19 protein-coding genes and 2 pseudogenes are annotated in these 23,445 nt (G+C 70.9%); 7 read left to right on the forward strand and 14 right to left on the reverse strand.

The window, feature by feature from the left end; translation table 11 throughout:
* Positions 1-77: 77 nt before the first annotated feature.
* From CCL05_RS01615 to iolC, 7 genes and pseudogenes are all read right to left on the reverse strand, one after another.
* Positions 78-950: an ABC transporter permease gene (locus CCL05_RS01615; protein ID WP_086558659.1), complete on the reverse strand. Its 873-nt coding sequence runs from the start codon at positions 948-950 to the stop codon at positions 78-80.
* The gene (locus CCL05_RS01620; RefSeq protein WP_086558660.1) at positions 947-3,601 is read right to left on the reverse strand and encodes a CocE/NonD family hydrolase; all 2,655 of its coding nucleotides are present in this window, start codon (positions 3,599-3,601) and stop codon (positions 947-949) included. Before CCL05_RS01620 ends, CCL05_RS01615 begins: the two co-directional genes overlap by 4 nt.
* 241 nt (positions 3,602-3,842) lie before the next feature.
* The gene (mmsA, locus tag CCL05_RS01625) at positions 3,843-5,345 is read right to left on the reverse strand and encodes a CoA-acylating methylmalonate-semialdehyde dehydrogenase (protein WP_086558661.1); all 1,503 of its coding nucleotides are present in this window, start codon (positions 5,343-5,345) and stop codon (positions 3,843-3,845) included.
* Between the two features lie 14 nt (positions 5,346-5,359).
* Complete coding sequence (gene iolD / locus CCL05_RS01630) at positions 5,360-7,243, reverse strand: 3D-(3,5/4)-trihydroxycyclohexane-1,2-dione acylhydrolase (decyclizing) (RefSeq protein WP_086558662.1); 1,884 nt, start codon at positions 7,241-7,243, stop codon at positions 5,360-5,362.
* A gap of 79 nt (positions 7,244-7,322) precedes the next feature.
* Positions 7,323-7,430: pseudogene (locus CCL05_RS45820) on the reverse strand (5-deoxy-glucuronate isomerase); the annotation flags it as partial.
* Positions 7,431-7,512: 82 nt separating this feature from the next.
* The gene (locus CCL05_RS01640) at positions 7,513-8,394 is read right to left on the reverse strand and encodes a Cgl0159 family (beta/alpha)8-fold protein (protein ID WP_086558664.1); all 882 of its coding nucleotides are present in this window, start codon (positions 8,392-8,394) and stop codon (positions 7,513-7,515) included.
* Positions 8,391-9,341: a 5-dehydro-2-deoxygluconokinase gene (gene iolC, locus CCL05_RS01645; protein ID WP_086558665.1), complete on the reverse strand. Its 951-nt coding sequence runs from the start codon at positions 9,339-9,341 to the stop codon at positions 8,391-8,393. The genes CCL05_RS01640 and iolC overlap by 4 nt, the downstream gene beginning before the upstream one ends.
* Before the next feature lie 409 nt (positions 9,342-9,750).
* Here iolC and CCL05_RS01650 point away from each other — a divergent pair, with 409 nt between their 5' ends.
* Positions 9,751-9,951, forward strand: coding sequence for a helix-turn-helix transcriptional regulator (locus tag CCL05_RS01650; protein WP_086558666.1), 201 nt, complete (start codon positions 9,751-9,753; stop codon positions 9,949-9,951).
* 61 nt (positions 9,952-10,012) lie between these two features.
* Here CCL05_RS01650 and CCL05_RS01655 read toward each other — a convergent pair whose 3' ends face one another.
* A complete protein-coding gene (locus tag CCL05_RS01655) occupies positions 10,013-11,056 on the reverse strand; it encodes a zinc-dependent alcohol dehydrogenase family protein (RefSeq protein WP_086558667.1) in 1,044 nt (347 codons plus the stop codon).
* Between the two features lie 217 nt (positions 11,057-11,273).
* Here CCL05_RS01655 and CCL05_RS01660 point away from each other — a divergent pair, with 217 nt between their 5' ends.
* Positions 11,274-11,513 carry a heavy-metal-associated domain-containing protein gene (locus CCL05_RS01660; RefSeq protein WP_086558668.1) on the forward strand — a complete coding sequence of 80 codons (240 nt, stop codon included), beginning with the start codon at positions 11,274-11,276 and terminating at the stop codon, positions 11,511-11,513.
* Between the two features lie 142 nt (positions 11,514-11,655).
* Entirely contained in the window at positions 11,656-13,908 is a 2,253-nt protein-coding gene (locus CCL05_RS01665) for a heavy metal translocating P-type ATPase (RefSeq protein WP_086558669.1), read from the forward strand.
* A 633-nt stretch (positions 13,909-14,541) separates the two neighbouring features.
* Here the strand turns inward: CCL05_RS01665 and CCL05_RS01670 are convergent.
* The gene (locus tag CCL05_RS01670; RefSeq protein ID WP_086558670.1) at positions 14,542-15,831 is read right to left on the reverse strand and encodes a citrate synthase; all 1,290 of its coding nucleotides are present in this window, start codon (positions 15,829-15,831) and stop codon (positions 14,542-14,544) included.
* A gap of 615 nt (positions 15,832-16,446) precedes the next feature.
* Here CCL05_RS01670 and CCL05_RS01675 point away from each other — a divergent pair.
* Entirely contained in the window at positions 16,447-17,064 is a 618-nt protein-coding gene (locus CCL05_RS01675; RefSeq protein ID WP_143589799.1) for a hypothetical protein, read from the forward strand.
* Between the two features lie 13 nt (positions 17,065-17,077).
* Complete coding sequence (locus tag CCL05_RS01680; protein ID WP_086558672.1) at positions 17,078-17,905, forward strand: cupin-like domain-containing protein; 828 nt, start codon at positions 17,078-17,080, stop codon at positions 17,903-17,905.
* Positions 17,906-17,916: 11 nt separating this feature from the next.
* On the opposite strand, the gene recD2 is transcribed toward CCL05_RS01680, so the two are convergent.
* From recD2 to CCL05_RS01695, 3 genes and pseudogenes are all read right to left on the reverse strand, one after another.
* Complete coding sequence (gene recD2 / locus CCL05_RS01685; protein ID WP_086558673.1) at positions 17,917-20,190, reverse strand: SF1B family DNA helicase RecD2; 2,274 nt, start codon at positions 20,188-20,190, stop codon at positions 17,917-17,919.
* 29 nt (positions 20,191-20,219) lie between these two features.
* Positions 20,220-20,426 carry a DUF397 domain-containing protein gene (locus tag CCL05_RS01690; protein WP_086558674.1) on the reverse strand — a complete coding sequence of 69 codons (207 nt, stop codon included), beginning with the start codon at positions 20,424-20,426 and terminating at the stop codon, positions 20,220-20,222.
* Positions 20,413-21,236: pseudogene (locus CCL05_RS01695) on the reverse strand (helix-turn-helix domain-containing protein). Before CCL05_RS01695 ends, CCL05_RS01690 begins: the two are co-directional and overlap by 14 nt.
* A gap of 129 nt (positions 21,237-21,365) precedes the next feature.
* On the opposite strand from CCL05_RS01695, the gene CCL05_RS01700 reads away from it, so the two are divergent.
* On the forward strand, positions 21,366-21,659 hold the full coding sequence (locus CCL05_RS01700; RefSeq protein WP_086558675.1) for a hypothetical protein: 294 nt from the start codon (positions 21,366-21,368) through the stop codon (positions 21,657-21,659).
* Positions 21,660-21,678: 19 nt separating this feature from the next.
* Here CCL05_RS01700 and CCL05_RS01705 read toward each other — a convergent pair whose 3' ends face one another.
* Both CCL05_RS01705 and CCL05_RS01710 read right to left on the reverse strand, forming a co-directional pair.
* Positions 21,679-21,939, reverse strand: a complete 261-nt coding sequence (locus CCL05_RS01705) for a hypothetical protein (RefSeq protein WP_086558687.1) — start codon at positions 21,937-21,939, stop codon at positions 21,679-21,681.
* A gap of 20 nt (positions 21,940-21,959) precedes the next feature.
* Positions 21,960-22,553, reverse strand: coding sequence for a CGNR zinc finger domain-containing protein (locus tag CCL05_RS01710; protein ID WP_086558676.1), 594 nt, complete (start codon positions 22,551-22,553; stop codon positions 21,960-21,962).
* Between the two features lie 86 nt (positions 22,554-22,639).
* Between CCL05_RS01710 and CCL05_RS01715 the strand changes: the two genes are divergently transcribed.
* The gene (locus CCL05_RS01715) at positions 22,640-23,443 is read left to right on the forward strand and encodes an MBL fold metallo-hydrolase (RefSeq protein ID WP_086558677.1); all 804 of its coding nucleotides are present in this window, start codon (positions 22,640-22,642) and stop codon (positions 23,441-23,443) included.
* Positions 23,444-23,445: the final 2 nt, after the last annotated feature.

The raw sequence follows: 23,445 nt of genomic DNA on the forward strand, positions 1-23,445 counted from the left end.
GTACGGAGCGTTGCGGAAGCGTCTCGAAGCGGCCACGGGGACCGGCCTTCGAGACCGGTGGGTGATCGTCCGTTGACCTAGGAGACGACGTCCTTGCGGGCGAAACCGCGGAAGGCCAGGGCGAACAGCACGAGCGCGTACGTTACGGAAATCGACGTGCCCTGGATCATGTCCGTCCACTGCAACCGTGGCTGGACGGCGTCGAGCCAGGCGTACTGCCAGTGCGCGGGCAGGAAGTGCCGCCAGTCGCCGAGGGCCGTCACCTCGTCGAGGACGCTGCCGATGATGGTCAGGAACACCGCGCCGCCGACCGCGCCGAGCGGTGCGTCCGTCCGGGTCGACAGCCAGAACGCGAGGGCCGCGGTGACCAGTTGGGACACCATGATGTACACGACGACGATCAGCAGGCGCTGGGCCGCGGTGCCGGTGGGCAGGGTGCCGCCGGTGGGCAGCTGGAGCGGGCCCCAGCCGTAGGCGGCCGTGCCGACGACGAGGGCGACGATCGGGAGCAGCACCAGCGCGGCCAGGCTCAGGCTGAGTCCGACGGCGAGCTTGGACCACAGCAGCCGGGCCCGGGGCACGGGGGCCGCGAGCAGGTAGCGCAGGGACGACCAGCTCGCCTCCGAGGCGACCGTGTCGCCGCAGAACAGGGCGACAGGGATGACGAGGAGGAAGCCGGCGCCGGAGAAGAGGTTGACGGCGGCGAAGTTGGCCCCGGACGCCGTCGCCGTGTCCATGAGGTTCACGCGGGTGTTGTTGCCGCCCGGGTCGCCGCCGACCTGGAAGGCGATGAGCAGGATGAGCGGCAGGGCGAACAGGACGCCGCCCATGACCATCGTGCGGCGCCGCTTCAGCTGCCGGACCAGCTCGACGCGGAAGGGCAGGGTGCGGCCCGCGCGGTAGCCGTCGGCGACCTCGACGGGCTCGGCCCGGTCGGCGAGCTTGCTCATGCTTCGGCTCCGATCAGGGTGAGGAAGGCGTCCTCCAGGCGGCGGTGCGGGCCGACCGACCGCACGGGCACGTCCAGCCGTACGAGTTCGGCGACCAGGCGCTGCGGGGTGCCGTCGGCGTCGAGCTGGACCAGGAGGCCCTCGTCGACGGGCACGGCCGAGGCGACACCCGGCAGGGCGGCGACCTTCTCGACGACGGGCTCGTCGACGGGCGTGGCCGTGCCCACCAGGAGGGTGTCGCCCGAGCCGACGATGTCCTCGACCGGGCCCGCCTGGACGAGCTGTCCGTGGTCCATCACGACCAGGTGGGTGCAGGTCTGCTCGACCTCCGCGAGGAGGTGGCTGGAGACGATGACCGTGCGTCCCGCGGCGGCGTAGCGGATCATCACCTCGCGCATCTCGCGGATCTGGGGCGGGTCGAGGCCGTTGGTCGGTTCGTCGAGGATGAGCAGGTCCGGCATGCCGAGCATGGCCTGGGCGATGGCCAGGCGCTGGCGCATGCCCTGCGAGTAGGTGCGCACCGCGCGGGCGAGCGCGTCGCCGAGGCCCGCGATCTCCAGGGCTTCGTCCATGTGCGCGTCCTCGGCGGGGCGGCCGGTGGCGCGCCAGTACAGCTCCAGGTTCTCGCGGCCGGACAGGTGCGGCAGGAAGCCCGCGCCCTCGACGAAGGCGCCGACCCGGGACAGGACCGGGGCGCCCGGGCTGATGGCGTGTCCGAAGACGCGGATCTCGCCGCCGTCCGGCTTGATCAGGCCCATCAGCATGCGCAGGGTGGTGGTCTTGCCGGCGCCGTTCGGGCCGAGCAGGCCGAGGACCTGGCCCTTCTCCACACGGAGCGACAGGTCCTTGACGGCGTACCGGTCGGAGGACTTGGCGTACCGCTTGGTCAGGTCCGTGATCTGGAGGGGCACGTCGGCCAGCTCGGGCTCCGGCGGGGCGGGGGCGGCCGTGCGGCGGCGTCCCGTGATGATCAGCGCCAGGGCGATCGCGGCGCCGGCGGCCGGCATCCACCACACCCAGGCGGGCAGCGGGCCCTGCGGGTTGCTCTCGCCGAGCGCCGACGGGACCTTGAGGTCGCCCTTGAGGGAGACGGTGTACGTGGCCGGGGCCGCCGGGGAGGCGTAGCCGAGGTCCGTGGAGGCGAGGACCAGGCGCAGCCGGTGGCCGTCCTCGACCTGGTGGTCGATCGCCGGGAGGGTGACGGTGACGTCCTTGCCCGCCTTGGCGCCCTCGACCCTGATGGGCGTGACCAGCTGGGAGGGCAGCACCGGCTGGGTGCGGCCGGGGCCGACGTCGTAGAGCTTGGCGAAGAGCACGGCGTCGTCGCTGGTGGACTTCACGTGGACGGTGGCCGTCGGGGAACCGGTGATCTGGGCGTCGTCCCGGAAGGGGGCCGACTCGAACGCGGCGAACTGGCCGGGGAAGTCCAGGGAGATCCCGACGCCGAGTGAGGACAGCTGGCTGAGGCCGCCCGCTCCGCCGAGGCCGGGCAGGGCGGAGACGCCGGGCGGGCTGGCGCCGGGCGGGTTGTCGAAGTTCTGCTCGCGGCCGGCCAGGGCGATGGAGCGCTGCTTGCTCTCCAGGCCGGGGTAGCGGTCCGAGGTCACGCCGGTCAGCCGGGGTTCGCCGTCGCCGGAGCCGAGGCCGAGGGTACGGGTGACGCGGAAGGCGGGGCCGGTGTCGACGCCCTTGTCGTCCTTGAGGTAGCGGTCGAACCAGCTCCGCACGCGGCCCTGGACGCGGCTCGTCTCCATGTCGCCGCCGTCGTGGCCGCCGGCGATCCAGTCGACGTCGACGGGGGAACCGTTGGCACGGATGGCCTTCGCCGCCTGGTCGGCCTGGCCGAGCGGGAAGAGGGAGTCGGACTGGCCCTGCATCAGCAGCGTCGGCACCTTGATGCGGTTGCCGACGGCGGAGGGCGAACGCTCGTCGAGCATCTTGCGCGCCTCGGCGTCCGGCTTGCCCGACTCCGCGACCCGCTCGTACATCCGGCACAGCGCGGGCTCGAACCGCTCGCAGCCGCCGCCGGAGTTGACGAAGATGCCGGCCCACAGCTTCTTGAACACGCCGTTCGGGAACAGCGCGTCGGCGAGGTTCCAGTACGTGATGGCCGGGGCGATGGCGTCCACCCGGTCGTCGTGCCCCGCCGTGAGCAGGGCGATCGCGCCGCCGTAGGAGCCGCCGGCCATGCCCACGCGGGGGTCGCCGGGCTTGTCGAGTTCGACCTGGGGCTGCTTGGCGAGCCAGTCGATGAGCTTCGAGACGTCGGCGACCTCGCCCTTGGGGTCGTTCAGCCCGATCTTCCCGTTCGACGTGCCGAAGCCGCGCGCCGACCAGGTCAGGACCGCGTAGCCGTCTCCGGCGAGATCCTCGGCCTGCTGCCGTACGTCGTTCTTGCTGCCGCCGAAGCCGTGGCCGAGCAGGACGGCGGGGCGGCGGCGGTCTCCTCCGGAGGTGAAGAACGAGGTGTCGATCCGGACGCCGTCCGCTGTGCCGAGGAGCCGGTCGGTGCGGTGGACCGGGGCGGTCTCGTCGTCGGCGACGGCCGTCCACGTGCCTGCGCCGGCGAGCACGACGACGGCGGCCCCGGCGGCGAGGAGCCGCCGGGGCCTCCGCAGCAGCCCGTTCAGTCCGGGCAGTCGAAGATCCATGCGTCAACGGTACGGGGTCAACCTGTCGATGAGTTGTCGACCAGAGACCGAAGTGCAGGGCCTTCCAGGGGTGTACACGGAGTTTTCGGCGTACTGCGGGTGGTGTACGGGGTGGAGCTCGGTCCGTCCGGTGAGTGGCCGTCTGCGGGTCCGTTGTGGCTTGTCGCGCCCACGCGGCGGAGCCGCACGTAGATCCAGCCCCGCGCCCCTGAGGCCCCTGCACCTCCGGGAGCGAAAAAGCTCAGTGGTTGCGCGGGAAGCCCAGGTCCACGCCCGCCGGGGCGTCGGCCGGGTCCGGCCAGCGCGTGGTGACGACCTTGCCGCGGGTGTAGAAGTGCGTGCCGTCGTTGCCGTAGATGTGGTGGTCGCCGAAGAGCGAGTCCTTCCAGCCGCCGAAGGAGTGGTAGCCCACGGGGACCGGGATCGGGACGTTCACGCCGACCATGCCGGCCTCGACCTCCAGCTGGAAGCGGCGGGCCGCGCCGCCGTCCCGGGTGAAGATCGCGGTGCCGTTGCCGAACGGCGAGGCGTTGATCAGGTCCAGGGCCTCCTCGTAGGTCTCCGTGCGCAGCACGCACAGGACCGGGCCGAAGATCTCGTCCTGGTAGGCCTTCGCGCTCGTCGGCACCTTGTCGAGGAGCGAGATGCCGATCCAGTGGCCGTTCTCGAAGCCGTCGACGATGTAGCCGGTGCCGTCGAGGACCACCTCGGCGCCCTCGGCCGCCGCGCCCTCGACGTAGGAGGCCACCTTGTCGCGGTGGACCTTGGTGATCAGCGGGCCCATCTCGGAGGCGGGGTCGTTGCCGGGGCCGATCTTGATCTTCTCGGCGCGCTCCCGGATCTTCTCCACCAGTTCGTCGCCGACCGCGCCGACCGCGACGACCGCCGAGATGGCCATGCAGCGCTCGCCCGCCGAGCCGTAGGCGGCGGACACGGCGGCGTCGGCCGCCGCGTCGAGGTCGGCGTCGGGGAGGACCAGCATGTGGTTCTTGGCGCCGCCGAGCGCCTGGACGCGCTTGCCGTTGGCGGAGGCGGTGGTGTGGATGTAGCGGGCGATGGGGGTGGAGCCGACGAACGACACCGCCTTCACGTCCGGGTGTTCGAGGAGCCGGTCGACGGCCACCTTGTCGCCGTGGACGACATTGAAGACGCCGTCCGGCAGGCCGGCCTCGGCGAGCAGCTCGGCGAGCTTGACCGACGCCGACGGGTCCTTCTCGGACGGCTTCAGCACGAACGTGTTGCCGCACGCGATGGCGAGCGGGAACATCCACATCGGCACCATCGCCGGGAAGTTGAACGGCGTGATGCCGGCGACGACGCCGAGCGGCTGGCGGAGGGAGGAGACGTCGACGCGGCTGGCCACCTGCGTGGACAGCTCGCCCTTCAGCTGGACGCTGATGCCGCAGGCCAGGTCGACGATCTCCAGGCCGCGCGCCACCTCGCCGAGGGCGTCGCTGTGCACCTTGCCGTGCTCTGCGGTGATCAGCTCGGCGATCGCGTCGCGGTTGGCGTCGAGCAGCGCGCGGAACTTGAACAGGATGGACGTGCGCTGGGCCAGGGAGGACTGGCCCCAGGTCGCGAAGGCCTCCTTGGCGGCTGCCACCGCCGCGTCCACCTCGTCGACCGAGGCGAACGCGACCTTCGTCGTCACCTCGCCGGTCGCCGGGTCGGTCACCGGCCCGTGTGTGCCCGAGGCGCCTTCGACGGTCTTACCGCCGATCCAGTGGTTGACGATCTTCGTCATGGCCGGGAACTCCTTCACAGATGGCGGCGTCGGGTGGAGACGTGCCGTTCGTACAGCTCGCGTGCCTTGACCGCGGACGGCCGTGTCGCGGTCTCGGCCACGGGTACATCCCACCAGGCCTGCGCGGGAGGCGCGCCCGACACTGTGTCTGCCGTTTGGGTCTCGACGTAGACACATGTGGGAGTGTCGGCGGCCCGGGCCTCGGCGAGCGCAGCTCCGAGGTCCCGCACGGTCTTCGCGCGCAGCACGCGCATGCCGAGGCTGGCCGCGTTGGCGGCGAGGTCGACCGGCAGCGGCGGCCCCGTGTAGGTGCCGTCCTCGGACGGGAAGCGGTAGGCGGTGCCGAACCGCTCGCCGCCCACCGACTCGGAGAGCCCGCCGATGGACGCGTAGCCGTGGTTCTGGATGATCAGGACCTTGATCGCGATGCCCTCCTGCACGGCCGTCACGATCTCCGTCGGCATCATCAGGTACGTGCCGTCGCCGACCAGCGCCCACACGGGCCGGTCGGGGGCGGCCATCTTCACGCCGATGGCGGCGGGGATCTCGTAGCCCATGCAGGAGTAGCCGTACTCCAGGTGGTACTGGTCGCGGGACCGGGTCCGCCACAGTTTGTGCAGGTCGCCGGGGAGGGAACCGGCGGCGTTGATGAGGATGTCCGACTCGTCGACCAGGGCGTCCAGGACGCCGAGGACCTGCGGCTGGGTCGGGCGGGTGTCCGGCTCGTCCACCTCGTAGCAGGCGTCGACGCGCTGCTCCCAGCGCTCCTTGTCCTCGGTGTACTCGGTGGCGTAAAGCGGCGCGACCCGGTGGCCGTGCATCTCCAGCCGCTCGGTCAGCTCCTCCAGGCCCGTGCGGGCGTCCGCGATCAGGGGCTGCCCGGCGAGCTTGTGGCCGTCGAAGGAGGCGATGTTGAGGTTGAGGAACCGGACGTTCTCGCCGGTGAAGAGGGTGCCGGAGGCGGTGGTGAAGTCGGTGTAGCGGGTGCCGACGCCGATCACCAGGTCGGCGGTGCGGGCGAGTTCGTCCGCCGTGGCCGTGCCGGTGTGGCCGATGCCGCCGACGTCCTGGGGGTGGTCGTGGCGCAGGGAGCCCTTGCCGGCCTGGGTGGAGGCGACCGGGATGCCGGTGGTCTCGGCGAACTCGGCGAGCGCCTCCTCGGCGCGGCTGTGGTGGACACCGCCGCCGGCGACGACCAGGGGCCGCTTCGCCGCGCGGATGATCCGGACCGCCTCGGCGAGCTCCGCCGGGTCGGCGCCGGGACGCCGTACGGTCCACACGCGCTCGGCGAAGAACTCCTCGGGCCAGTCGTACGCCTCGGCCTGTACGTCCTGGGGCAGTGCGAGGGTGACGGCGCCGGTCTCGACGGGGTCGGTGAGCACGCGCATCGCGTTCAGCGCCGACGGGATCAGGGCCTCCGGGCGCGTGATCCGGTCGAAGTACTTCGACACCGGGCGCAGACAGTCGTTGACCGACACGTCGCCCGCGTACGGCACCTCCAGTTGCTGGAGGACCGGGTCGGCGGGGCGGGTGGCGAAGATGTCGCCGGGCAGGAGCAGCACCGGCAGGTGGTTGATGGTCGCCAGGGCGGCGCCCGTGACGAGGTTGGTGGCGCCCGGGCCGATGGAGGTCGTGACCGCGTGCGTGGACAGGCGGCCCGACTGGCGCGCGTAACCGACCGCGGCGTGCACCATGGCCTGTTCGTTGCGGCCCTGGTGGTACGGCATCGCGTCGGTGTGCTCCAGGAGCGCCTGGCCGATGCCGGCGACGTTGCCGTGGCCGAAGATGCCCCAGGTGGCGCCGATGAGCCGCTGCCGTACGCCGTCGCGTTCGGTGTACTGGGCGGACAGGAAGCGTACGAGCGCCTGAGCGACCGTCAGCCTCGTCGTCGTGGTCATCGGTTTCCCCTCCCTATGGATGGTCACGGGTACGCAGGGGCCGTCGCGGGTGTTCACCACCGGGAGTGAACGCAGAGCGGACCTCCGGCGCGGGGCCGTAGCGGGCGGGGAGTTGTCGCTCGCTCTTCGCTCCTGCCAAAGCAAAGCGGCCTCCCGCGCCGGAGGCGATCTGGGCCCGGGCGTCACGGACACCCGGGAGGGGCGGCACGATCCGCAGGTCGGTCGCGGTGCCCTGGGGGATGTACGGCTCACTGCTCATGAAGCGGCCCTCACAGCAGTCCTACGGCGGTGTCCACGGCGGCGGCCACATCGCCGTCCGCCGGGTACAGCAGCGAACGGCCGACCACCAGCCCGCGCACGGTGGGCAGTTGGAGAGCACCGCGCCACTTCTCGTACGCCCCGTCCTGATCGTCGCCCACCTCGCCGCCCAGCAGTACGGCCGGCAGCGTGGAGGCGGCCATGACCTCGGCCATGTCGTCGGGGTTGTCGGTGACGGGCACCTTCAGCCAGGTGTAGGCCGAGCTGCCGCCCAGGCCCGAGGCGATGGCGATCGACCGGGTGACGGCCTCGGCGGACAGGTCGTTGCGCAGCCGGCCCGTCTCGTCGCGGCGGGAGATGAACGGCTCCACGAAGACGGGGAGCCGGCGGGCCGCCATGTCGTCGATGGCGCGGGCGGTGGACTCCAGGGTGGTGAGGGAGCCCGGGTCGTCGTAGTCGATGCGCAGGAGCAGCTTGCCCGCGTCGAACCCGAGGCGCTCGATGTCCTCGGGGCGGTGGCCGGTGAAGCGGTCGTCGAGTTCGAAGCGCGCGCCCTGGAGGCCGCCGCGGTTCATCGAGCCCAGGACGACCTTGCCGTCGAGGGCGCCGAGCAGGAGCAGGTCGTCGAGGATGTCGGCGGTGGCGAGGACGCCGTCCACGCCCGGGCGGGACAGCGCCAGGCAGAGGCGTTCGAGGAGGTCGGCGCGGTTGGCCATGGCCAGGCTGTGGCCGCCGACGCCGAGGGCGCCGCGGGCCGGGTGGTCGGCGGCGACGATCATCAGCCGGCCGTTGTCGTTCAGCAGGGGCCGGCGGGGGCGGCGGGCGGCGGCCTCGGCGATCGCCTCCGGGCGGTGGCTGCGCAGGCGGACGAGTTCGCAGACGTCGACGGTCACTGGACGGCCCCCACGGTGACGGCCGCCTCGATCTCGTCCGCGGTGGGCATCGCGGAGGAGCACTCCAGGCGGGAGGCGACGATGGCGCCGGCGGCGTTGGCGTGCCGCATGGTCTTCTCCAGGTCCCAGCCGGCCAGGAGGCCGTGGACGAGACAGCCGCCGAAGGCGTCTCCGGCACCGAGGCCGTTGAGGACGTTCACGGGCAGCGGCGGGACCTCGGCGGTGACGCCGTCGCGGTGGACGGCGAGGACGCCCTTCGGGCCCTGCTTGACGACGGCCAGCTCGACACCGGCGTCCAGGAGGGCCCGGGCGGCGGCGTGCGGCTCGCGCACACCCGTGGCGACCTCCACCTCGTCGAGGTTGCCGACGGCGACGGTGGTGTGGCGCAAAGCCTCCTGGTAGAAGGGGCGGGCCGCGTCGGGCTCGGTCCAGAACATCGGACGCCAGTCGAGGTCGAAGACCGTCGTGCCGGACCTGGCGCGGTGGGCGAGGGCCGCGAGGGTCGCCGTACGGCTCGGTTCCTCGCTCAGGCCCGTGCCCGTGACCCAGAAGACGCGGGCCTCACGGATGGCGTCCAGGTCGAGCTCGTGGGCGTCGATCTCCAGGTCGGGGGCCTTGGGCTGCCGGTAGAAGTACAGCGGGAAGTCGTCCGGCGGGAAGACCTCGCAGAAGGTGACCGGGGTGGGCAGGCCGGGGACCGGGGTGACCCAGCGGTCGTCCACGCCGAAGCCCTTCAGGGCCTCGTGCAGGTACGTGCCGAAGGGGTCGTCGCCGGTGCGGGTGATCACCGCCGTACGCCGCCCCAGGCGGGCCGCGGCGACCGCGACGTTCGTGGCGGAGCCGCCGAGGAACTTGCCGAAGGAGGTGACCTGCGGCAGCGGGACACCCGTCTGGAGCGGATACAGATCCACTCCGATGCGCCCCATGGTGATCAGGTCGTACGCCATCGGCTTCCCCTCGGTGTCGGCTCTCCCCGGCTTTGTAGCCCCCTTCACGAAGCCCTGTCAATGTTTTGTCCGGACATTCGGACCAGATCATGACAGCGCTTTCCGGTCTCGTGCGCATGTGTCCGCCGTGCGCGCCCCCCCGGTTCTCCAGTCTTCGCCTGATGCCGCGTCAAGGCACCCCGCCGGAACTCGGGCGAGCCCGTGTGCCCCGGCTGTGTCACAAACGCCCCCTTCCTGTCACAGGTGTCCCGTGTCCGCGACCCTTCCGTCACATCCGGCGCACAGGCCCTGCCCTGTGTCACGGGAGCGTCGTTGACCGGACACAGGCTTGTTGATCGCCAGCGCAGCGCCCGGCTCCCCCGACGGTCGTCCCGGCCACCGCCGCGGTGCGCGCGGGGAGGTGCACCTCATGACCGACCGAAGGCTCTGGTCCTACAAGGAGATCGCGGCACACATCCGGGTGCAGCCGGACACCGTGCGGTCCTACCGCAAGCACGGCCTGCTGCCCCCGCCCGACCACCTCGAGAACGGCAAGCCCTACTGGTACGCCGACACCGTCCGGGCCTGGGTGGCGTCCCGGCCCGGCAACCGCGCCCGACGAGCCGACTGATCCTCCCGGCCCGGCCCCGTGCCCCACCGCCGCGTGGGGCACGGCTGTCTCCGGGGAAGGATCAGCGCCACGGCTCGATGACCGTCGCACCCGCCGGGGACGCCGTCCCCATCGCCGCCAGGGCGGACGGGGCCTCGTCCAGCGGGATCGTGGACGTCACCAGCAGGTCGGGGCGCAGGACGCCGCCGCGGACCAGCTCCAGCATCGGCGGGTAGCCGTGCGCGGCCATGCCGTGGCTGCCGAGGAGTTCCAGCTCCAGGGCTGTCACGCGGGTCATCGGCACGGGTGTCGTGCCGGTCGGCGAGGGCAGCAGGCCGACCTGGACGTGCCGGCCCCGGCGGCGCAGGCCGTTCACGGAGGCGGCGCAGGTGGCGGGGGAACCGAGGGCGTCCAGCGAGAGATGGGCCCCGCCGCCGGTGAGGTCACGGACCGCCGCCGCGGGGTCCGGCACGGCCGACGCGTCCAGGCACTGCGCCGCCCCGAACTTGCGCGCCAGGTCCAGCGCCCGGGCCGACACGTCGACGGCCACGACCTGCGCGCCCGACGCCGCCGCGATCATCACCGCGGAGAGACCGACCCCGCCGCAGCCGTGCACCGCGACCCACTCCCCCGCCGCGACCCGGCCCTGCCGCACCACCGCCCGGTACGCCGTGGCGAACCGGCAGCCCAGGGAGGCCGCCGTCGCGAAGGACAGTTCCCCGGGGAGCGCCACGAGGTTGACGTCGGCGTGGTCCAGGGCCACGTACTGGGCGAAGGAGCCCCAGTGCGAGAAGCCGGGCTGCGTCTGCCGCTCGCACACCTGGTGGTCGCCCGCCGCGCAGGACGGGCAGGTGCCGCAGGCGCAGATGAACGGCACGGTGACCCGGTCGCCGGGCCGCCGGCGGGTCACCCGGTCGCCCACCGCCTCGACGACCCCGGCGAGTTCATGCCCGGGCACATGCGGCAGCGTGATGTCCGGGTCGTGGCCCTGCCAGCCGTGCCAGTCGCTGCGGCACAGCCCCGTGGCCTCGACCCGCACCACGACCCCGTGCTCCGCCGGCTCCGGATCGGCGACGTCCCGCACCTCGGCCGGCTCCCCGTACCGCTCGAACACAACGGCCCGCATGATCTACCGCCTTCCGTTCGTGCCCGGGGGCGGCGCCGGTTGTCCTCGCGCCCCCGAGCAGTCAGCGTCTCGGGGAACGCTAGCCCGTGCCGTGCGGGCCGTGCCGTCCGGACCCCTGCGGGAAGGAGTCGTGGAGTAATACCCCCTAGGGGTACAGTGGGGTATGCGGACCCCAAGGGTCCCCATGGCACCACACGCCTCGACGAGGAGTAACGAGATGACCGCCCAGACCGACACCACGGGCCCCGTCACCACCGTCTACAAGGTGAGCGGCATGAGCTGCGGACACTGCGAGGGCGCCGTCTCCGGCGAGATCTCCGAGATCTCCGGCGTCAGTTCGGTGACGGCCGTCGCCTCGACCGGCGAGGTCACCGTCGTCTCCGCCGCCCCGCTCGACGACGCGGCCGTGCGCGCGGCCGTCGACGAGGCCGGTTTTGAACTGGCCGGGAAGGCCTGACCGGTTCCGAGAGCACGAGACGCACAGGTCTGAGTCACCCCGGCCCTGGCACTCGTACCGACGTACGGGCCGTACGCCGCCGCCCCCGGCCCGTACGGCCCGTCCCGCTTCCCGGGCGCCCCGCATCACCTGGAGTACGGACATGACCAGCACCACCGCCAAGGCGCCGGCCGGCCGCGAGCCGGCGCTCGCCGAGGTCGAGCTGCTCATCGGCGGGATGACCTGCGCCTCCTGCGCGGCCCGCGTCGAGAAGAAGCTCAACCGCATGGACGGCGTCACCGCCACGGTGAACTACGCGACGGAGAAGGCCCGGGTCACCTACCCCGCGGGCACCGAGGTCGCCGACCTCATCGCGACCGTGGTGAAGACCGGGTACACCGCCGAGGAGCCCGCGCCCGCGCGCGAGGAGCCCGACGCAGAGGGCACGCACGCCGCCGGGGAGGACCCCGAGCTGTCGGCCCTGCGCCGCCGCCTCGCCGTCTCCGCCGCCCTCGCGGTGCCCGTGATCCTGCTGGCCATGATTCCGGCCCTCCAGTTCGACAACTGGCAGTGGCTCTCACTCACCCTCGCCGCACCGGTCGTCGTCTGGGGCGGGCTGCCCTTCCACCGGGCGGCCTGGACGAACGCCCGGCACGGCGCCGCCACCATGGACACGCTGGTCTCCCTCGGCACGCTGGCCGCGTTCGGCTGGTCCCTGTGGGCCCTGTTCCTCGGCGACGCGGGCATGCCCGGCATGCGGCACCCCTTCGAGCTCACGGTCTCGCGCGGCGACGGCGCCTCCTCGATCTATCTGGAGGTCGCCTCCGGCGTCACGGCGTTCATCCTGCTGGGCCGCTACCTGGAGGCCCGTTCCAAGCGCCGTGCGGGAGCGGCCCTCAAGGCGCTGCTGGAACTGGGCGCCAAGGAGGTGGCCGTGCTGCGGGACGGGCGCGAGGTGCGGATCCCGGCGCAGCGCCTGACCGTCGGCGACCGGTTCGTCGTACGGCCCGGCGAGAAGATCGCCACCGACGGCACGGTCGTCGAGGGCGTCTCGGCGGTGGACGCCTCGATGCTGACCGGCGAGTCGGTGCCGGTGGACGTGACGGCCGGGGACGCGGTCACCGGGGCGACGGTCAACGCGGGCGGCCGGCTCGTCGTCGAGGCCACCCGGATCGGCGCCGACACCCAGCTCGCGCGGATGGCGAAGCTGGTGGAGGACGCGCAGAACGGCAAGGCCGAGGTGCAGCGGCTCGCCGACCGGATCGCCGGGGTCTTCGTGCCGGTGGTCCTGCTGATCGCCGCCGCCACGGCCGGGGTGTGGCTCGGCCTGACCGGCGACGGCGTCGCCGCGTTCACCGCCGCCGTCGCGGTCCTGATCATCGCCTGCCCGTGCGCGCTGGGCCTGGCCACCCCGACCGCGCTGATGGTCGGCACGGGCCGCGGCGCCCAGCTCGGCATCCTCATCAAGGGCCCGGAGGTCCTGGAGTCCACGCGCCGGATCGACACGGTCGTCCTGGACAAGACCGGCACGGTCACCACGGGCCGGATGACCCTCCAGGAGGTCCATGTCACCGAGGGCGCCGACGAGAAGGAGGTGCTGCGGCTCGCGGGCGCCGTCGAGCACGCCTCCGAGCACCCCGTGGCCCGGGCGATCGCGCTGGGCGCCGCGGAGAGGGCCGGACAGCTCCCGGACGTCGAGCACTTCGAGAACGTCCCCGGGCGGGGCGTGCGGGGGCTCGTGGAGGGCCGTGAGGTCGCCGTGGGGCGGCTCTTCGACGACGTACCGCCGGAGCTGGCCCGCGCGCGGGACGAGGCCGAGCGGGCCGGCCGTACGGCCGTCGTGGTCGGCTGGGACGGCACGGCGAAGGCCGTCCTGGCCGTGGCGGACGCGGTCAAGGAGACCAGCGCGGAGGCGGTGCGCGAGCTGCGCGCACTGGGACTCACGCCGGTGCTGCTGACCGGGGACAACCGGGCGGTGGCCGATGCGGTGGCGAAGGCCGTCGGGATCGACCGGGTGATCGCGGAGGTCCTGCCCGAGGACAAGGTCGAGGCCGTACGGCGGTTGCAGGCCGAGGGGCGGGTCGTCGCCATGGTGGGCGACGGCGTCAACGACGCGGCGGCGCTCGCCACCGCCGACCTGGGCCTGGCCATGGGCACCGGCACGGACGCGGCGATCGAGGCGGGCGATCTGACGCTGGTGCGCGGCGATCTGCGGGTGACCGCGGACGCCATCCGGCTGTCCCGCCGGACGCTGGCCACGATCAAGGGCAACCTCGTGTGGGCCTTCGGCTACAACGTGGCCGCGCTGCCGCTGGCCGCCGCGGGACTGCTGAACCCGATGATCGCCGGGGCCGCGATGGCCTTCTCGTCGGTCTTCGTCGTCACGAACAGCCTTCGACTCCGGACATTCCGGTGAAGTCCCCCGAATTCGCCCTAAGTTCGCGGCGAACGTGATATGAGCCCCTCTGGAGTCCCGGGCCCGGCTCACATAAGCTCTTCACAAGGCGCGCGCATCATCCTTACGCTTGGGCCCCGGGCGGCATATCCGGGCTCTTGCGTATCTACTGGACAAACGCAAGAGACGCAGATCACAGTGATGTGAACGTAACCATCGAAGGGGTTCGAAGGTCTAAGTTGACGATGTCAGGCAGCGTCTTGGGGGGCGCCACCTGGCATCTGGAGATGTCTTGGGGGACCTCTCCAGAGATGCGTTGCCGGGGCACGTACACCGGGAAGCTTTGAGCGGCCCTCCCGGTCGTGCGTTGTCCCGGCAGACCGCACACCTCAGTACGGCGAGTTTTGCTCGTTGTGCTCACAGCGATTCAGGCGCTGTCCTCACAGACGCCCGGCCGGATCCCGTGGGGGGAATCCGCACCGGGACTGGGAAGGCGCCCTGGTCGTCGGCCCGTGGGGGGACCGGCGACAGGGCGCCTTCTTTTCTGCCTCTCGGCCCCTCGGGCCTGCTCGCGGCCTGCTCGCCCCGCACCCACGCAAGAGCCCCCGCACCCGCACAAGCGCGGATACGGGGGCCGAGCGGCACTACGACGCCTCAGCGCTCCTCGACGGGCACGAAGTCGCGCTCGACGACGCCCGTGTAGATCTGGCGCGGGCGGCCGATGCGGGAGCCCGGCTCCTTGATCATCTCGTGCCACTGGGCGATCCAGCCCGGCAGCCGGCCGAGGGCGAACAGGACCGTGAACATCTCGGTCGGGAAGCCCATGGCCCGGTAGATCAGGCCGGTGTAGAAGTCGACGTTCGGGTAGAGGCTGCGCGAGACGAAGTAGTCGTCGGAGAGCGCGTGCTCCTCCAGCTTCAGCGCGATGTCCAGCAGCTCGTCGGACTTGCCGAGGGCGGACAGCACGTCGTGCGCGGCGGCCTTGATGATCTTGGCGCGCGGGTCGAAGTTCTTGTAGACCCGGTGGCCGAAGCCCATCAGGCGGACGCCGTCCTCCTTGTTCTTCACCTTGCGGATGAAGTTGTCGACATCGCCGCCGGAGTCGCGGATGCCCTCCAGCATCTCCAGCACGGACTGGTTGGCACCGCCGTGCAGCGGGCCCCACAGGGCGTTGATGCCGGCGGAGATCGACGCGAACATGTTCGCCTGCGAGGAGCCGACCAGGCGGACCGTGGAGGTCGAACAGTTCTGCTCGTGGTCCGCGTGCAGGATCAGCAGCTTGTCGAGCGCGGAGACCACGGTCGGGTCCAGCTCGTACTCCTGCGCGGGGACCGAGAAGGTCATGCGGAGGAAGTTCTCCACGTAACCCAGGTCGTTGCGCGGGTAGACGAACGGGTGGCCGATCGACTTCTTGTACGCGTACGCCGCGATCGTCGGGAGCTTGGCGAGCAGACGGATCGTGGAGAGGTTGCGCTGGCGCTCGTCGAACGGGTTGTGGCTGTCCTGGTAGAACGTGGACAGCGCCGAGACGACCGAGGACAGCATGGCCATCGGGTGGGCGTCGCGCGGGAAGCCCTTGTAGAAGTTCTTGACGTCCTCGTGCAGCAGGGTGTGCTGCGTGATGTCGTTCTTGAACGACGAGAGCTCGTCGACGGTCGGCAGCTCGCCGTTGATCAGCAGGTAGGCGACCTCCAGGAAGGTGGAGCGCTCGGCCAGCTGCTCGATCGGGTAGCCGCGGTACCGCAGGATGCCCGCTTCGCCGTCCAGGTAGGTAATGGCGGATTTGTAGGCGGCGGTGTTGCCGTACCCGCTGTCCAGCGTCACCAGACCGGTCTGGGCGCGGAGCTTGCCGATGTCGAAGCCCTTGTCACCGACGGTGCTGTCGATCACCGGGTAGGTGTACTCGCCGTCGCCGTACCGCAGTACTACAGAGTTGTCGCTCACGTCATCCCTCACCGACGTTGTGCCTCTTCTTCGAGGTGCCCTGACTGTCTCTACCATCCCCCACTCGGCCCATGAGAGTGCACTCGGGGTCGACCATCGGGCCTATTGACGGCACTGAGTGCCGCCAACCTGTCCATCCTGCCCCCTCCTGCCCTCCCGGGGAAAGCACTGTGTGACCTTTCCGACTTGTTTGATCGATCATTTTTCCGTCCGTGGGTGCCGACGGGGGTGTGGTGGCCCTGACCCGGGGTCAGCTCCGCCGCCAGGCCGCCGGGTCGACCTCATCGTCCCGGGGCGGCGACGCCCGGCGCCCCCGCCCGAGGTCCAGCCCTCGCTCACCCTCCCCCTACCCTTCACGACTTCAGCCGATCGTCTTCAAAAGTCACACAGCCCAGGAGTGCGACGGTGAATTCCAACCACGAGTGAATGTCATCGCAACAAAAAGTATCCATTCCGTCCGACTCCCACTCGGCATGCAACTATTCAGCAGGCCCCAGATTCATTCCAGCCGCAGCCAAAGGGAGTTTCGTCATCGACGCGTACGGATCCGACCGCCCTCCGACTTCCCGCGATATTGAGGTGCACCTTCTCCGGCCGGAGGACATCGACGAGCTCATGGTGCTGGAGGAGGTCAAGTGGACAGAAGAACAGTCGGGTAGCCGTGAGGCTCTCGTCCGACGTATCGAGGAAAATCCGCAACTCAACGCCGGCGCTTTCTCCGTCACCACCGGCGAAGCCCTCACCTCGCTGTTCGTGAAGCCGATCACGGCCGAAAAGGCCCGGACGGCGCTTTCCTGGGCAGAATGCGCCCACGCCGATTCTCCGTACCCCTCTCCGCCGCCGTCTCCGAGCGCGAGACGTTCCCTCTTCGGCATCAGCCTCAGCAGCGTCGACGGTGACGCGGTGACGGCTGTCTTCCGATTCTTCCTTCCCCATGTCCGCGCACTCGGATACGACGAGGTGTATCTCGGGTCCCCCTTGCCCGGCCTGCATGCCTGGAAGCGCGCGAACCCCCAGGTGCCGGTCGGGGACTACGTGTACGCCCAGCGCAACGGCCTGCCCCTCGACCCTCAGCTGCGCTACTACCACGGCAAGGGGTTCCAGAGCATCGTCGCCTGCAAGGAGAACTACTTTCCGCACGAACGGTCACTGGACTATGCGGCCGTGATACGAGGCGATATAGACGATCTGATTCTGGCACTGCCCAGGGCAGCGGATCCTGTCCATTCCTGAAGGGAGGGGGATCATGCCCACGTTCCGGCCGCTGCCCGCTTCCGAGGAAGCACCCGCACATCATGTCCGTACGCGTACGCCCACGGTATTCCGAGCGGCAGCCGCCAGTTGGCCGGCCGTCAAGGATTGGAGCTTCCCGTACCTCGCCTCACTCGACCCCGGCCTCCCCGTGCAATTGGTCGCGGGAAACAGGGAGACCGAGAGGACTCGGTTCACGACGTCGACCCTTGGTTCCTACATCGGCCGTCTGACGCACGAGGCACCGCAGGACCACGTACTGACCTATCTCAAAGAGTTCGATCTTCTCAAGAAGTTTCCGCGGTTGCGCGCGGACCTCAGAAGCCGCGAACTCTTTCCCCCGGGGACGATCAGGTCGAGTGCCACATGGATCGGCCCTGCCCGCGCTCGTACCGGCTTGCACTGCGATCTCCTGGACAACCTCGCCGTTCAGCTCATGGGGACGAAACGCTTCTGTCTCGCCCACCCCGGGGCAGTGAAACGGGCCGGAGCGGAATCCCGGAAGTACGACGCGTGGGCCCGCCTGTCGCTGGTCGGCGCCGAGGAGCTGGCAGCCGGGCGGGAGCACGGCGACTTCTTCGTGGTGGATCTCGAGCCTGGCGATGTGCTGTACGTGCCCGCGTACTGGTGGCACGAGGTCGTCAACCTGACGCCGGGGGTGCTGCTCAGCGGCTTCTTCGGCCCGAGGACCCGGGTCCTGTCACGGTGGGCGTGGGTCCAGGCGCGCGAGTGCCTGCACCGGGCAGGGCTTCTCGGCCGTGGCGACTGCACCTGCCACGACCACTCCGACAGCAGAGCGCGGCGTTCTCCCGGCAGCGCGTGAACGCGTCGGCGTCAGTGTGACCCGTCCGGGAGCCGGCCCCCGGCCAGGCGGAAGTCCAGCGCCGTGCACCGCCGCCCCGCGGACACCGTACGGACCGCCTGGCCGAGGGCCTTGCGCGAACCGACCAGCACCACCAGCTGCTTGGCCCGGGTGACCGCCGTGTAGAGCAGGTTGCGCTGGAGCATCATCCAGGCGCCCGTGGTGACCGGGATGACGACCGCCGGGTACTCGCTGCCCTGGGAGCGGTGGATGGTCACGGCGTAGGCGTGAGCCAGCTCGTCCAGCTCGTCGAACTCGTACGGCACCTCCTCGTCCTCGTCCGTCCGCACGGTCAACCGCTGGTCGTCGAGGTTGAGGGAAGTCACCACGCCCACCGTGCCGTTGAAGACGCCGTTCTCGCCCTTCTCGTAGTTGTTGCGAATCTGGGTGACCTTGTCGCCGACACGGAAGACCCGTCCGCCGAATCTCTTCTCGGGCAGGTCGGGGCGGCCGGGGGTGACGGCCTGCTGGAGCAGGCCGTTGAGGGTGCCCGCGCCGGCCGGGCCGCGGTGCATGGGCGCGAGGACCTGCACGTCCCGGCGGGGGTCCAGGCCGAACTTGGCCGGGATCCGCCGCGCCGCCACGTCCACCGTGAGCCGCCCCGCCTCCTCCGTGTCGTCCTCGACGAAGAGGAAGAAGTCCTTCATGCCGTCGGTGAGCGGGTGTTGGCCGGCGTTGATCCGGTGCGCGTTCGTCACCACGCCCGACTGCTGGGCCTGCCGGAAGACCCGGGTGAGGCGGACGGCGGGGATCGGGCTCCCGTCGGCCAGGAGGTCGCGCAGCACCTCGCCCGCGCCGACGCTGGGCAGCTGGTCCACGTCCCCGACGAAGAGGAGATGGGCTCCCGGCGGCACGGCCTTCACCAGCTTGTTGGCGAGCAGCAGGTCCAGCATGGACGCCTCGTCGACCACCACCAGGTCGGCGTCCAGCGGGCGGTCCCGGTCGTAGGCCGCGTCGCCGCCGGGTTTCAGCTCCAGCAGGCGGTGGACCGTGGAGGCCTCGGCGCCGGTGAGCTCGGACAGGCGCTTGGCGGCCCGGCCGGTCGGGGCGGCGAGCACGACCTTCGCCTTCTTGGCGCGGGCCAGCTCCACGATGGAGCGGACCGTGAAGGACTTGCCGCAGCCGGGGCCGCCGGTGAGGACGGCGACCTTCTCGGTCAGCGCGAGCTTGACGGCGGCCTCCTGCTCGGGGGCGAGATCGGCGCCGGTGCGTGTTCTCAGCCAGCCGAGGGCCTTGTCCCAGGCCACCGCCCGGAAGCCCGGCATCCGGTCCTCGTCGGTGCGCAGGAGGCGCAGCAGCTGGGCGGAGAGGGAGAGTTCGGCGCGGTGGAAGGGGACGAGGTAGATCGCGGTGACGGGCTCGCCGCCGTCCGGGCCCGGGACCTTCTCCCGTACGACGCCGGGGTCCTCGCCGTCCTCCGCGGATTCGGCCAGCTCGGCGAGGCACTCGATGACCAGGCCCGTGTCGACCTGGAGGAGCTTGACCGCGTCCTTGATCAGCTGCTCCTCCGCGAGGAAGCAGTGGCCCTGGTCGGTGGACTGCGACAGCGCGTACTGCAGGCCGGCCTTGACGCGCTCCGGGCTGTCGTGCGGGATGCCGACGGACTGGGCGATCTTGTCGGCGGTGAGGAAGCCGATGCCCCAGACGTCGGCGGCGAGCCGGTAGGGCTGGTTCTTCACGACGGAGATGGACGCGTCGCCGTACTTCTTGTAGATCCGCACCGCGATGGACGTGGACACCTCCACCGTCTGGAGGAAGAGCATGACCTCCTTGATCGCCTTCTGCTCCTCCCAGGCGTCGGCGATCTTCTTCGTCCGCTTGGGCCCGAGGCCGGGGACCTCGATGAGCCGCTTGGGCTCCTCCTCGATGATCTGGAGGGTGTCCAGCCCGAAGTGCTGCGTGATGCGGTCGGCGAAGACCGGGCCGATGCCCTTGACCAGGCCGGAGCCGAGGTAGCGGCGGATGCCCTGGACGGTGGCCGGCAGGACGGTCGTGTAGTTCTCCACGTGGAACTGCTTGCCGTACTGGGGATGCGAGCCCCAGCGGCCCTCCATGCGCAGGGACTCCCCGACCTGGGCACCGAGCAGCGCGCCGACGACCGTGAGCAGATCACCGCCGCCTCTGCCGGTGTCGACCCGGGCGACCGTGTAGCCGTTCTCCTCGTTCGCGTACGTGATCCGCTCGAGAACGCCTTCGAGCACGGCGAGTCGCCGTTCGCCGGCGGGGGTTCCCGTCTGGTTGGGCATGATCCGACCGTACCGCCGAGGTACGACAGTCAGGCCTTTATGTGGCCTTCCTTGACGGCCGTCACGAACGCCGCCCAGCCGTGGGTGGAGAAGACCAGGGTGGGGCCGGGGGTGGTTTTGCTGTCGCGGACGGGGACGCCGGGGTGGTCGCGGGCGACTTCGAGGCACTCTCCTTGATCGCCGCCGCTGTAGCTGGACTTGTACCAGCCGGTGATGCTGCTTTCAGTGGTGACCATGCGCGTGTTCCTCCGCTGCCGCCCTGACGAGGGCCAGTGACTCCTGCTGCGACAACGCGTCGCTCAGGGCCAGAGAGTAGGCGGTCTGGCAGGCGCTCACCAGGGCTGGATCATCCATCAGGTTCCCGGTCTGGAAGCCCTCGACGTAGGCCACCGGGGCCGAGTCCTCGAACGTCATGAGCGTGAGCAGACTCTGCATGAGCGCGTGTGCCCCCACGCTGTACGGAAGGACATGCAAGCGCAGTCGTCCCGACTCGGCCATGTCCGCGATTTGTGGAGCTGCTCAGCCATGACCTGCGGCCCGCCGACGCAACGCCGGAGGACCGCCTCGTCGAGCAGGGTCCAGACCACAGGAGGCGCCGGCCCGTCGAGGATTCGTCGGCGCTCTGTTCGGATGACAACGAGCTCGTCAAGTTCCTCGGGCGTGTGGTTCGGCCGGTAGGCACGGAAGAGGGCCCGTGCGTAGTCGTCGGTCTGAAGCACTCCGGGGACCAGCGAAAGCGCGAACTGCTGGATCAATACGGCCAGTTGCTCAAGCTCGGCCACGGCTGCGAAGTGGTCGGTGTACTTCGACTCCAAGTCCTCCAGCCACCGCGCGAAGAACCCGTCCGTCCCCAGCACCCGGTCGATCCGCTGCGCGTCGTCCGGCTTCGGAAGGCGCCTCCCGGCCTCGAAGTGGCTGATCAGCGTGGGAGAACGCACGACCTGGTCGCTCAGTTCCTCCTGGGTGAGGCCGGCCGCAGTCCGCCGCAGCCTCAGCTCCTCCCCGTACTTCTCCCGCAGTGTTCGAGGCGTACGACGGTCGTCCATGCGGCCAACTCCTCTTCTTGACAAGCGCGATGTCAAGCTCCCACCCCTGGCAGCGCAGCCAGCGCCGACCCCACTCTGTGAGTGCTTCACCACAGAACGCAGTCACCGCAGGTCGGAAGGCGAGCAGGCATGACGGATGAGCAAGCGATGGCCGGGCGGCTGCTGCCCTGGACGACGGTCGAGGGCAGGCCGTGCTACCTCGTGGGCGATGGGACGGGGTACGTCTCGCGTCTCGCCGACGACATCGAGGACGTCCAGCTCGGCATGGCGGACGATCTGCTCGGCCACGCCGACGCGCTCCTCGCGGAACGTCGCGTGACAAGCGTGGAGCTGCACTATCTGGCCCTGCGGCTCACCGAGTCCCTGCGGGACGTGAAGCGGGTGGCGGAGAGCAGAGGGGCGCGGCTCGCACCGTCGCCATGACTCCGGCCAGGGAGCAGCGTCACTCTTCAGACCGCTGCTCGTGCCGGTGGGTGCCGCGGGCCAGTTCCTGGAGGAGCTCGTGCTCGGTCTTCCCGGTGTCCCGGGCCATCTTGCGCAGCAGCAGGGCGCAGAGGGCCGCCGCGCCGTCCATGAGGGCCTCGGTCGCCATGGGGTCCTCGCGCCGTCGTTCTGTCACGTAGGCCGTCAGCAGGTCGTTGCCGGAGACGTAGGCGGTCATGAACTCGATGCCGTTACGGAGACGGTCGTAGTCGCTGGTCATGGTCGAACCGTCCCACACCGTCACCGCGAGCTGCTGCGGCGGGCATACGCCCGGGCCGCGCGGGCGCGGTCGCCGCAGCGGGTGGAGCACCACTGGCGGCGGCCGTGGCGGAGCAGGTAGCGGTTGCAGGGCGGGGAGCCGCAGGCGGTGAGGCGTTCGGCGTCGGGGGACGTGAGCAGGTCGGCGGCGTCGGCGGCGAGGCTGGCCAGGGCCAGGTCGACGATCGCGGTGGTGGGGTGGGGGGCCGTGCGGTAGGGGCCGGTCTTGTCGTCCCACCGCAGCAGCGGGGCCGTGGGGACCCGGGTCATCGCGTCGTTGACGGCGGCCACGGCCGCGGGGAGGGCGGGCAGGCCTTCCGCGCGGGCGGCGAACAGCGACCTGATCTGTTCGCGCAAGGAGCGCAGCTGGGTCGCGCACACCTCCCGCATGCCGGCGTCGACCGGGGCGAGGCCGCGCCGGGTGAGCCAGTGGTTCGCCTGGTCGGGGGTACCCAGGAGGTCGACCGTGTGCCCGCCGGGCAGGGTGATCGCGCTGTTGACGAGGGCGAGGGAGGGGTGTTCCTCCTCGCCCTGTGCGGGCGGCGGGGCGGGCTGTCCGGTCACGAACTCTTCCATGCTTCTCATGGTACGGCTTGCGCGTATCCGTGAGGAGCGGGTACGTTCATCTCACGGTTCGAACACATCTATCCGTGAGGTTTTTGATGTCTGCCCTTTCTCCGCCGACCGCGCCCTTCCCCGTCCGCGTCTTCGGCGGTCCGACCGCCCTCTTCGAGTACGGCGGCCTGCGCTTCCTGACCGACCCGACCTTCGACGGCCCCGGTGACTACCCCCGCGGTGACGGCCGGTTCCTGACCAAGACCGCGCCCTCCACCACCAGCCCCGCCGACCTCGGCCGCGTCGACGTGGTGCTGCTCTCCCACGACGAGCACGCCGACAACCTCGACACCTCCGGCCGGGCCCTCCTCGCCGGCGTACCGCTGACCCTGACCACGCCCGGCGGCGGCGAGCGCCTGGGCGAGAGCCTGGGAGAGAAGGTCAGGGGCCTGGCCGACTGGGAGTCCGTCGAGGTGGAGCGCCCCGACGGTGGCACGGTCACCGTGACCGGTGTCCCCGCCGTGCACGGCCCCGGCCCCCGCGAGGAGGTCGAGCCGGTCACCGGCCAGGTCGTCGGGTTCGTCCTGACCGGCGAGGGCCTGCCCACCGTCTACGTCAGCGGCGACAACGCCTCCCTCGAAGCGGTCCGCGAGATCGCCGGCCGCTTCGCGCCCGTCGACACCGCCGTGCTCTTCGCGGGCGCTCCCCGCTTCTCCGTCCTCTTCGACAACGAGGTCATCGTTCTGGACAGCGCCATGGCCGCCGAGGCCGCGCGCATCCTCGGCGCCCGCCGCGTGGTCCCCGTGCACTACGACAGCTGGGCCCACTTCACCGAAGGGCGCGAGGAGTTGGCGGCGGCTTTCACCGCCGCGGGGCTGGCCGACCGTCTGGACTGGGGCGGACGCGACTGATC

It is taken from the genome of Streptomyces africanus (assembly GCF_002150735.1).
GTDB lineage: Bacteria > Actinomycetota > Actinomycetes > Streptomycetales > Streptomycetaceae > Streptomyces > Streptomyces africanus.